The 9,133-nt window shown below is 72.4% G+C and carries 11 protein-coding genes; 8 read left to right on the top strand and 3 right to left on the bottom strand.

The annotated features are described in order from the left end of the window. Positions 1 to 70: 70 nt before the first annotated feature. Together DEJ17_RS16345 and DEJ17_RS16340 are read right to left on the bottom strand one after the other, a co-directional pair. Positions 71 to 1,141 carry an NAD(P)-dependent oxidoreductase gene (locus DEJ17_RS16345; protein ID WP_110895328.1) on the bottom strand — a complete coding sequence of 357 codons (1,071 nt, stop codon included), beginning with the start codon at positions 1,139 to 1,141 and terminating at the stop codon, positions 71 to 73. Then, positions 1,138 to 2,034, bottom strand: coding sequence for an MTAP family purine nucleoside phosphorylase (locus tag DEJ17_RS16340; RefSeq protein WP_110895325.1), 897 nt, complete (start codon positions 2,032 to 2,034; stop codon positions 1,138 to 1,140). Before DEJ17_RS16340 ends, DEJ17_RS16345 begins: the two co-directional genes overlap by 4 nt. A gap of 107 nt (positions 2,035 to 2,141) precedes the next feature. Here DEJ17_RS16340 and glp point away from each other — a divergent pair, with 107 nt between their 5' ends. From glp to DEJ17_RS16300, 8 genes are all read left to right on the top strand, one after another. Further along, positions 2,142 to 3,386: a gephyrin-like molybdotransferase Glp gene (gene glp / locus DEJ17_RS16335; RefSeq protein WP_110895323.1), complete on the top strand. Its 1,245-nt coding sequence runs from the start codon at positions 2,142 to 2,144 to the stop codon at positions 3,384 to 3,386. Further along, on the top strand, positions 3,383 to 3,901 hold the full coding sequence (gene moaC / locus DEJ17_RS16330; protein ID WP_110895321.1) for a cyclic pyranopterin monophosphate synthase MoaC: 519 nt from the start codon (positions 3,383 to 3,385) through the stop codon (positions 3,899 to 3,901). Before glp ends, moaC begins: the two co-directional genes overlap by 4 nt. Continuing rightward, positions 3,898 to 4,410: a molybdenum cofactor biosynthesis protein B gene (locus DEJ17_RS16325; protein ID WP_071406005.1), complete on the top strand. Its 513-nt coding sequence runs from the start codon at positions 3,898 to 3,900 to the stop codon at positions 4,408 to 4,410. Before moaC ends, DEJ17_RS16325 begins: the two co-directional genes overlap by 4 nt. Next, positions 4,407 to 4,847 carry a molybdenum cofactor biosynthesis protein MoaE gene (locus DEJ17_RS16320; RefSeq protein ID WP_181421261.1) on the top strand — a complete coding sequence of 147 codons (441 nt, stop codon included), beginning with the start codon at positions 4,407 to 4,409 and terminating at the stop codon, positions 4,845 to 4,847. Before DEJ17_RS16325 ends, DEJ17_RS16320 begins: the two co-directional genes overlap by 4 nt. Before the next feature lie 122 nt (positions 4,848 to 4,969). After that, positions 4,970 to 5,518, top strand: a complete 549-nt coding sequence (locus tag DEJ17_RS16315) for a hypothetical protein (protein ID WP_146239750.1) — start codon at positions 4,970 to 4,972, stop codon at positions 5,516 to 5,518. Beyond that, positions 5,515 to 5,913: a PLDc N-terminal domain-containing protein gene (locus DEJ17_RS16310; protein ID WP_042537802.1), complete on the top strand. Its 399-nt coding sequence runs from the start codon at positions 5,515 to 5,517 to the stop codon at positions 5,911 to 5,913. The genes DEJ17_RS16315 and DEJ17_RS16310 overlap by 4 nt, the downstream gene beginning before the upstream one ends. Before the next feature lie 2 nt (positions 5,914 to 5,915). Beyond that, positions 5,916 to 6,590 carry a hypothetical protein gene (locus tag DEJ17_RS16305; protein ID WP_110895317.1) on the top strand — a complete coding sequence of 225 codons (675 nt, stop codon included), beginning with the start codon at positions 5,916 to 5,918 and terminating at the stop codon, positions 6,588 to 6,590. Positions 6,591 to 6,791: 201 nt separating this feature from the next. Continuing rightward, positions 6,792 to 8,639 (top strand): ABC-F family ATP-binding cassette domain-containing protein, encoded by a 1,848-nt coding sequence (locus DEJ17_RS16300; RefSeq protein WP_110895315.1) that lies wholly within the window; start codon positions 6,792 to 6,794, stop codon positions 8,637 to 8,639. Positions 8,640 to 8,645: 6 nt separating this feature from the next. Here DEJ17_RS16300 and DEJ17_RS16295 read toward each other — a convergent pair whose 3' ends face one another. Beyond that, positions 8,646 to 9,122, bottom strand: coding sequence for a VOC family protein (locus DEJ17_RS16295; protein ID WP_110895313.1), 477 nt, complete (start codon positions 9,120 to 9,122; stop codon positions 8,646 to 8,648). Between the last annotated feature and the right edge of the window lie 11 nt (positions 9,123 to 9,133).

Genomic DNA, 9,133 nt, shown 5'->3' with positions numbered 1-9,133 from the left:
GCCTCCCGTCCGGTGGCTGGTCGCGCTCTCAGGCGCGGCCGGCGATGAGCCGCTCGCGCACGCGTTCCGGCTAGCGGACGGCGCTGCGGAGCGGAGCCGTCGCGAAGTCGCGCATGCCCGCCTCGAAGTCGACCTCGGCGTGCCAGCCGAGTTCGGCTTCGATGCGTGCCGAACTCGCCGTGACGTGGCGGACGTCGCCCAGGCGGTACTCGCCCGTGACGACCGGCTGCGGGCCGTCGGGCCCGGCGATCGCGGCGGCCATGTCGCCGATGGTGTGCACGGTGCCGGAGCCGACGTTGTACGCGCGGAACGAGTCCGACGGCAGGTCGGCGGTCGCCGCGATGGAGGCAGCGTTCGCGCCGGCGACGTCGTCGACGTGCACGAAGTCGCGTCGCTGGGCGCCGTCCTCGAAGACGCGGGGCGCCTCGCCGCGGGCCAGTGCCGAGCGGAACAGGGACGCGACACCGGCGTAGGGGGTGTTCGCCGGCATGCCCGGTCCGTAGACGTTGTGGTAGCGGAGCGCGATCGCGCGGCCTCCCGTGGCGCGGGCCCAGCTCGAGGCCAGGTGCTCCTGCGCGACCTTCGTCTGCGCGTACACGTTGCGGGGGTCGAGCGCTGCGGACTCGTCGATCAGGCCGGGCAGCAGGGCTCGGCCGTCGGGGCCGATCGGGTCGAAGCGGCCGGCGTCGAGGTCCTCGCGGCGGCGGGCCGGGGGACGGGTGGGCTCGCCGGAGGCGGTGGTGTACGCGCCCTCGCCGTAGACGACCATCGAGCTGGCGACGACGAGCCGGCCGATGTCGTGCCGGTCCATGCCGGCGAGGACGTGGGCGGTGCCGGCGTCGTTCGACGAGACGTAGTCGGGGGCGTCCTGGAAGTCCACACCGAGGCCGACCTTCGCCGCCTGGTGGCACACGACGTCGATGCCGTCGAGGGCGGCATCGAGGGAGATCCGGTCGCGGACGTCACCGTGGACGAACGCGATGCCCTGCTGCTCGTGGGCCCGGACGACCTCGGCGGGGTCGCCGTGCACGTCGTCGCGCAGGGAGTCGAGGACGCGGACCTCGTGGCCGTCGGCCAGGGCGCGGCGGACGATCGCGGAGCCGATGAAGCCGGCGCCGCCGGTGACGAGGAGGCGGCTCATGCGGTGGCGGTGGTGGGCTGGGCCTGCATGATGCTGGCGCTCGCGCTGGTCGGGACGAGCTCGCGCGGGGTGAAGTCGGCGGGGATCGCGGCGACGATCTGGCCGATGGCGCGGACGATGACCTCGTTGGCGCGGGTGAGGCGCTCCATGACGAGGGCGTGGGTGACGACGGCTCCGGCGTCGTCGACGTCAGGGCCGCTGGCTGCGGCTGCGGCTGCGGCTGCGGTCTCGTCCTCGGTCGGGGCGAGGCCGGCGTCGGCGTCGGTCACGAACGACAGGTTGACCGTGGCGATGCCGAGCTCGGCGGCGAGCGGGACCTCGGGCGTCATCGTCATGTTGATGGTGTGGCCGCCGGCCTGTCGGAGCCAGACGGACTCGGCTCGGGTGGAGAACCGGGGGCCCTGGATGACGACGCAGGTGCCGGTGGGACGGAACGGCACGTCGAGACCGGCGACGGCGTCGATCGCCGCGCGGCGGAGCGTCGGGTCGAACGGGTCGGCGAAGGACAGGTGCTGCACGTCGTCCTCGAAGAACGTGTCGGCGCGGCCCCAGGTGCGGTCGATGAGCTGGTCGGTCACGACGAAGGTGCCCGGGGCGTAGTCGGGGTGCAGGCCGCCGACGGCGCTCGACGACACGATCGCACGGACACCGAGCGAGCGGAGGGCCCAGACGTTCGCACGGTGGTTGATGCGGTGCGGGGCGACGGAGTGCTCACGGCCGTGGCGGGTCAGGAACGCGACCCGTCGTCCGGCCATCGTGCCGATGCTGATCGGGCTCGAGGTCGGGCCGAACGGGGTCGGGACGTCGAGCTCGTCGGCGGTGCCCTCCTCGAACAGCTGGTAGAGGCCGGAGCCTCCGATGACACCGATCGTCACGGCTTCGTCGTTCTCCACAGGTCCTCCGGTTGGTCGTCGGCGCGGGCTGCGCGCTGGATACGCTACTGACGGCGCCACCGGGCGAACCGGGAGCGGCGCCACCAACCCCCTGTTCGGAGGCCTCTGTGCGAACGATCGGTCAGCACCGCGACGACCTGGCGGCGTTGCTCGCGCCGGTGGTGGCGGGCCTCGGAGCGGAAGAACTGCCCATCGACGAACTCGCCGGCCCGGGGTTCGGAGCCGGGCTCGGACACCGTGTGCTCGCGGCGGGCGTCGCGTCCCCGGTGCCGCTGCCGCCCTTCGACAACAGCCAGATGGACGGCTTCGCAGTGCGGGTCGCCGACGCCGGGCAGCAGGTGCGGGTCGTCGAACCGATCCCGGCCGGCGTGGTGCCCGAACCGCTCGAGCCCGGTACGGCGGCGCCGATCATGACCGGGGCACGGATCCCGAAGGGCGCCGACGCGGTGTTCCCGGTCGAGGCGACCGAGCCCGGCGCGTTCCCGGCGGCGCTCGAGCTGCCCCGGGTGACGGTGCCCGCTGACCTGACCGCCGGCACGTTCGTGCGGGTCACCGGCAGTGACCTGCCCGCCGGCGCCGAGCTCGCGGCGGCCGGCACGCCCGTCACACCGGCGTTGCTCGGCGCGCTCGCCTCTGCGGGGGTGACGACAGTGTCGGTGCGCCGACCGCTGCGGGTCCTCGTCGTGTCGACCGGCTCTGAGCTCCAGGGCGCCGACACGGACGCGGCGACCATCGGTGACGCGAACGGCATCGCGCTGCGGGCAGCTCTTGCGCAGGTCGGTGCGGACTCGCGGATCGTCCGGGTGCCCGACGACGTCGCTGCCTTCGATCAGGCGCTCGATGCGGCCGTGGGGGACTGGGCCGACCTCGTGGTGACCACCGGGGGCATCAGCGCCGGGGCGTACGAGGTCGTGCGACAGGCACTCGAACCCCGCGGGCTCGCGGTGACGCCGGTCGCGATGCAGCCCGGCGGACCGCAGGCGTTCGGCAGCGTCGTGTTCGGTGGAGACGCCGGTGGCGGTCGCTCCGTGCCCGTCGTGTCGTTCCCGGGCAACCCGGTGTCGGCGCTGGTCTCGTTCGAGGTGTTCCTGCGACCGCTGCTCGCCGCCGCGGTCGGGCTCGCGCCGGACCGGCCCACACAGGTCCTGCCGGCAGCGTCGGCTGCCGGCTCACCCGTCGGCAAGCACCAGGTCCGTCGCGGCCGGGTGCAGGACGGGGCCGTGCACTTCGTCGGTGGGCCGAGTTCGCACCTGCTCGTCCACTACGCCGCCGCCACCCACCTGGTGCACGTCCCGGTGGGCATCGACACCGTCGAACCCGGCGACCCCCTGACCGTCTGGAGCCTCCGATGACCGACCCGTCCGCCTCTGACCAGGTGCGGCCCGGAACGTCGCCGACCGACGAGCTGTCGCACGTGCGCGCCGACGGCAGCGCGCACATGGTCGACGTCTCCGCGAAGGACGTCACCGACCGTTCGGCCACGGCCACTGCCACCGTCGTCACCCGCCCCGACGTCGTCGCACGCATCATCGACGGCTCGCTGCCCAAGGGCGAGGTCGTCGGCACCGCCCGGATCGCCGCGATCATGGCGGTGAAGAAGACCTCCGACCTGATCCCGCTGTGCCACCCGCTGCCGATCGCCGGCGTGCAGGTCGACATCACCGGCACCGACGACCGCGTGCTGATCGAGGTGTCGGTCCGCACGACCTCGCGCACCGGCGTCGAGATGGAAGCCCTGACCGGGGCGAGCGTCGCCGCCCTGACGGTGTACGACATGGTGAAGGCCGTCGACCGAGCGGCCGTGATCACGGACGTCCGCGTGCTCGAGAAGCACGGCGGACGCTCCGGGGACTGGAGCAACCGATGACCGCCGAGCCGACCAGGGGCCGGGCCGCCGTCGTCGTGGTGTCCACGCAGGCCGCCGCCGACCCCGCACTCGACCGCACCGGACCCGTCATCGCCGACTGGCTGCGCGACCACGGGTTCACCACGAGCGACCCGATCATCGTCCCCGACGGCGGCGCGATCACCGAGACCGTCACCGCGGAACTCCTGGCCGACGCCCGGGTCGTCATCACCACCGGCGGCACCGGGGTCACCCCGACCGACCGGACCCCCGAGGCGGTGGCGGGCCTGATCGACCTCGAACTGCCCGGTATCACCGAGGAGATCCGTCGGCGCGGGCTCGCGGGTGCCGGCCCGACCGCGCTGCTCACCCGCGGCGTCGCCGGGGTCACGAACGCCGGCTGTCTGCTCGTCACCCTGCCCGGGTCGCGCGGTGGGGTGTCCGACGGGCTCGCCGTGCTCGACGGTGTGCTCGACCACGTCGTCGCACAGGTGCACGGCGAGGGCCACGCCCCGCGGAGCGCCTCGTGAGCACCACCCCGGCCCTCGAGCGCGTCGTGCTCGCCGACGTCGTCGACCGCGACATCAGCGTTGACGAGGTCTCTGCCGTGGTGGCCACCGAGCAGGACGGCGCTCTGGTGACCTTCGCCGGCATCGTCCGTGACCACGACGGTGGCAAGGGCGTCACGGCGCTCGACTACGAGCGGCACCCCAGTGCCGGCGAGGTCATCACCGAGGTCGCCCGGACCATCGCCGAGGACCACCCCGACGTCCGGATCGCCGTGCTGCACCGCGTCGGGGCGCTCGGCATCGGGGACGTCGCGCTCGCCGCAGCGGTGTCGTCGTCGCACCGGGCGCAGGCGTTCGCCGCATGCGGCGCCCTGGTCGACCTGGTGAAGGAGCGCGTGCCGATCTGGAAGCACCAGCGGTTCACCGACGGGACGGACGAGTGGGTGGCGGCGCTGTGACCGCCGCCGCCCAGTCCGACACCGAGGGGGCGGCGGGACGACGCTGGGCCGAAGCTGACGAACGTGCACACCTGCTCCTCGCGCAGACCCGGACACCCAGCCCGCCCATCCTCGGGTTCGTCGTGGCCATCGGGCTGGCGCTGGTGGCGCTGTGCATCGCGGCGATCGCCGTGCCCACCGGATCGGACGCTCGCTTCGCAGTTGCCGGCGTCGTCACCGCACTGGGCTTCGTCATCGGTCTCGGCGACACCGTTCGGGTCCTGATCCGCCGGAGACGGAACGGCGCGGAAGCTCGTCGTGCGCCGGTGCTCGCGCCGCTGCAGCAACGCGAACAGCGCGCGGTGACGGAGGCGGCGACCGGGCGACGGGCCGCGCCGGAGGACCGCCGGATCGTCGTGCAGGCGAGGGCGGTCGAACTGGGCGGCGGCGGCGAACTGGCCAGTCTGGCCGGGTTCGCGATCGTGTGGTCTGCGATCACGTTCGCCGGTGGTATGTTCTGGCCCTTCGCCGTCGCGGGCGGCATCGCCACGGCGGGGCAGTTCGCATGGACGGCACGGTCCGCCGTGCTCGCCCGCCGGTACCTCGACACCTACCCTGTGCACCTTCGCAACCACGACGCTCGTTCGGGGAATGGTGAGACTCCAAGCGGATCCATAGAATCGCGAACATGAGCGTCTTGCTGCCCGGGATCACCGTCATCCTGCTGGTCTTCGCCCTGATCGACATCCTGACGAAGACGGATGACCAGATCCGCGGCCTGCCGAAGATCGCGTGGGTGATCCTCGTGATCCTGGTCCCCGTCGTCGGCAGCATCGTCTGGTTCGCCATCGGCCACGACTGGGCTCCGGGCGAACGGAACCACGGTCGCTACATCGAGCCCACCCGCCACGAGGACCGGTACGCCACCCTCGGTGATGCCCGCAGTGCCCACGGCGCGAAGCGCGTGACCGGCACCGAGCAGGAGCTCGCCGAGCTCGAGCGCGAGATCGAGTACTGGGAGGCGCAGGCCCGCCTGAAGCGCGCGAAGGAAGCCGCGGGCGAGGGCGACACCGCTCCCGCGAGCTGACCGTGTCCGTTCCGGCTGCGCAGGACGCGACCGACGTCAGGGTCTCCGAGGAAACCTGGTCCCTCGTCGCCGACAACATCGCTGGACGACCGCGCCCGAAGGTGCGGATGAACCGGCAGCGCTGGGCCGTGGTCGTCGTCCTCGGCGCCGGCCTCTGCATGGTGCTCGGTTTCGTCTTCGGTGGCGTCGCCGGTGCACAGATCGACGATCTGACGGGGGAGATGCGATCCGGCTGGCCGTCGACCGTCGGATCGGTCCTGATGGCCGGGGCGCTGGTCGCCTGGGTCATCGGGTTCGTGCGGTACCTCCGGCAGGGTGCACCGCGGGCGTGGTCGACCCCGACCAGCGGTGTGCCGCGACGCGAGCGGCAGTGGATCGACAGGATGATCCGAGGTCGTGCGGCGTTCCCGGCCGATCACGTCGAGGAGCTCCGATCGATCGCGAGCAACCGTCTGCAGCAGTCGGCGTTCACCGTGGTGATCGCACCGGGATTCGTGCTGCTCTGGGCCGCGAACGTCTTCGACCATGAGTGGGCGCCGTTCTCCCTGCTCCAGATCGTCGCAGCGGTGTTCTTCGTCACGGTCCTGGCCCTGACGCTGCGCTTCCGGAAGCAGTGCCGGGCGTTCCTGCAGGAGACCGAGCCCCGCGCCGGAGCCGAGCCGACCCCCGCGAGCTGACCCGGGCCTCCAGGCCGACGCACCGTGCGCCTTCTGTCGGCCGGTGCGAGGTTGCGCGCTCCGTGTGCCGCTACAGGCTCGCGCCGAGCGGGCAACCTCGCACCACTCGAACAAGGGCGCACCGTGCGACCAGAGCCGGCCGAACACCCGAACCACCCGCCTCCGCACCCACCACCCCGCCGCGCCACCTACCCTTGACGGGTGGCACATCTCCTCGGCGCCGAGAACCTGCATCTCGAGTTCCCCACCAAGGTCGTCTTCGACAGCGTCACCCTCGGCATCGACGAGGGTGACCGGATCGGCGTCGTCGGCCGGAACGGTGACGGCAAGTCGACGCTGCTCGCACTGCTGTCCCAGCGACTCGAGCCGGACGGCGGCCGCGTCACGCACCGCCGCGGGCTGACCATCGGGTACCTGGACCAGCGCGACATCCTGCCCGAGGGCGCGACCGTCGGCAGCACCGTCGTCGGCGACCTCGAGGAGCACGAGTGGGCCGGTGACCCGAAGATCCGCGACATCATCGGCGGTCTGGTCTCGGACATCCCGTGGGACGTCAGCGTCGACGACCTGTCCGGTGGGCAGCGTCGTCGTGTGGCACTCGCGCGGCTCCTGGTCGGCGACTGGGACGTCCTGTTCCTGGACGAGCCGACCAACCACCTGGACGTCGAGGGCATCGAGTGGCTCGCCGGGCACATCAACCGCCGCTGGTCGTCGAACCAGGGCGGCATGGTCGTCGTGACGCACGACCGGTGGTTCCTCGACGCCGTGTCGACCGACACGTGGGAGGTCCACGACGGCGTCGTCGACCCCTTCGAAGGTGGCTACGCCGCGTACATCCTGCAGCGCGTCGAACGCGACCGGCAGGCTGCCACGATCGAGCAGCGCCGCCAGAACCTGGCCCGGAAGGAGCTCGCGTGGCTCCGCCGCGGCGCCCCGGCCCGCACGAGCAAGCCGAAGTTCCGCATCGACGCGGCGAACGCGCTGATCGACGACGTCCCGCCGATCCGCGACACCGTCGCGCTGTCCCGGACCGCGACCGCGCGCCTCGGCAAGGACGTCGTCGACCTGCTCGACGTGAGCGTCTCGTTCGACGGCACGCAGATCCTCGACCGCATCGAGTGGCGCATCGCACCGGGGGAGCGGACCGGCATCCTCGGCCCGAACGGCGCCGGCAAGTCGACCCTGCTCAACCTGGTCTCCGGTCGGCTGCAGCCGACCAGCGGGCGGGTGAAGACCGGCAAGACCGTGCAGGTCGCGGTGCTCGACCAGCAGCTCGCCGACCTGCAGCAGTTCGCCGACGACCGCGTGCGCGAGGTCGTGGCGCGCAAGAAGACGAGCTACGTCGCCGACGGCAAGGAGATGACGCCGTCGCAGCTGCTCGAGCGGCTCGGCTTCACCTCGGAGCAGCTCTCCACCCCCGTGCGCGACCTCAGCGGCGGGCAGAAACGGCGCCTGCAGCTCATGCTCATCCTGCTCGACGAGCCGAACGTGCTCATCCTCGACGAGCCCACCAACGACCTCGACACCGACATGCTCGCCGCCATGGAGGACCTGCTCGACACCTGGCCGGGCACCCTGCTGGTCGTCAGCCACGACCGGTACCTGCTCGAGCGCGTCACCGACCAGCAGTACGCCGTGCTCGGCGGGCACCTGCGGCACCTGCCCGGCGGCGTCGACGAGTACATGCGTCTGCGCGAGGCCGGCACCGGTGGCGGGACCGCCTCTGCGGCTGCCGCCGCGTCTGCCGGGAGGCCCGACACCGTCGGCGGGACCGGCTCGGCCGGTGCCGTGGCCGGGTCCACGGCCGCTGGTGCGTCCGCGCTGTCGGGAGCGGACCGGCGGACCGCCGAGAAGGAGATGTCGGCGCTCGACCGGAAGATCGCGAAGGTCGGCGCGGACCGCAAGAAGCTGCTCGACCAGTTCGCGACGCACGACCAGTCCGACTACTCCGGGCTGGGGGAGCTGCAGGCGAAGCTCGCGGAGCACGAGGCCGAGATCGAGCAGCTCGAGGAGCGCTGGCTCGAGGTCGCGGAGTTGCTCGGGGTCTGAGCCGGACTACTCGACGGACGCGGGGTCGACCGCGTCCTGGCCGCTGTCCGTCGGTGTTGCGTCCTCGGGCGCCCCGCCGCCGGGGTTCGCCACGACCTCCCACAGGTGCCCGTCCGGGTCCTGGAAGAAGCCCGACCACATGCCCCACGGGCGCGTGTACGGCGGTTCAAGCATCGTTGCGCCCGCTGCCTGCGCCCGCTCGAGGAACGCCTCGGCCTCGGCCTGACTGCCCGTGAAGTGCCCGATCGTGCTGCTCGGTGCCGTGGCCAGCTGCACCCCGGAGTCCTTCGCCATGTCGTCGCGGCCGTAGACACTGACGATCAGACCGTCGTCGAGGGTGAACATCGCCGTGGTGCCGCCGGCTTCGGTCTCGGTCGACTGGTACTCGGTGCCGATGACGCCGCTGCCCTCGATGCCGAGCAGCGCGCGGTAGAACTCGGCCGATCGTGCGACGTCGGCGACGGCGAGGGTGATGGCGTGCATGCGCCGCACGC

Source organism: Curtobacterium sp. MCSS17_011, assembly GCF_003224275.1.
Taxonomy (GTDB): domain Bacteria; phylum Actinomycetota; class Actinomycetes; order Actinomycetales; family Microbacteriaceae; genus Curtobacterium.
The sequence above is the reverse complement of the archived record's forward strand: the minus strand, read 5'-3'. Positions and strand labels throughout refer to the sequence as shown.

Bases quoted from the DNA above. Each gene is read 5' to 3' on its own strand.
- DEJ17_RS16345 (WP_110895328.1), bottom strand. From the start codon at position 1,141: ATGAGCCGCCTCCTCGTCACCGGCGGCGCCGGCTTCATCGGCTCCGCG.
- DEJ17_RS16295 (WP_110895313.1), bottom strand. From the start codon at position 9,122: ATGCACGCCATCACCCTCGCCGTCGCCGACGTCGCACGATCGGCCGAG.
- moaC (WP_110895321.1), top strand. From the start codon at position 3,383: ATGACCGACCCGTCCGCCTCTGACCAGGTGCGGCCCGGAACGTCGCCG.
- DEJ17_RS16310 (WP_042537802.1), top strand. From the start codon at position 5,515: ATGAGCGTCTTGCTGCCCGGGATCACCGTCATCCTGCTGGTCTTCGCC.
- DEJ17_RS16325 (WP_071406005.1), top strand. From the start codon at position 3,898: ATGACCGCCGAGCCGACCAGGGGCCGGGCCGCCGTCGTCGTGGTGTCC.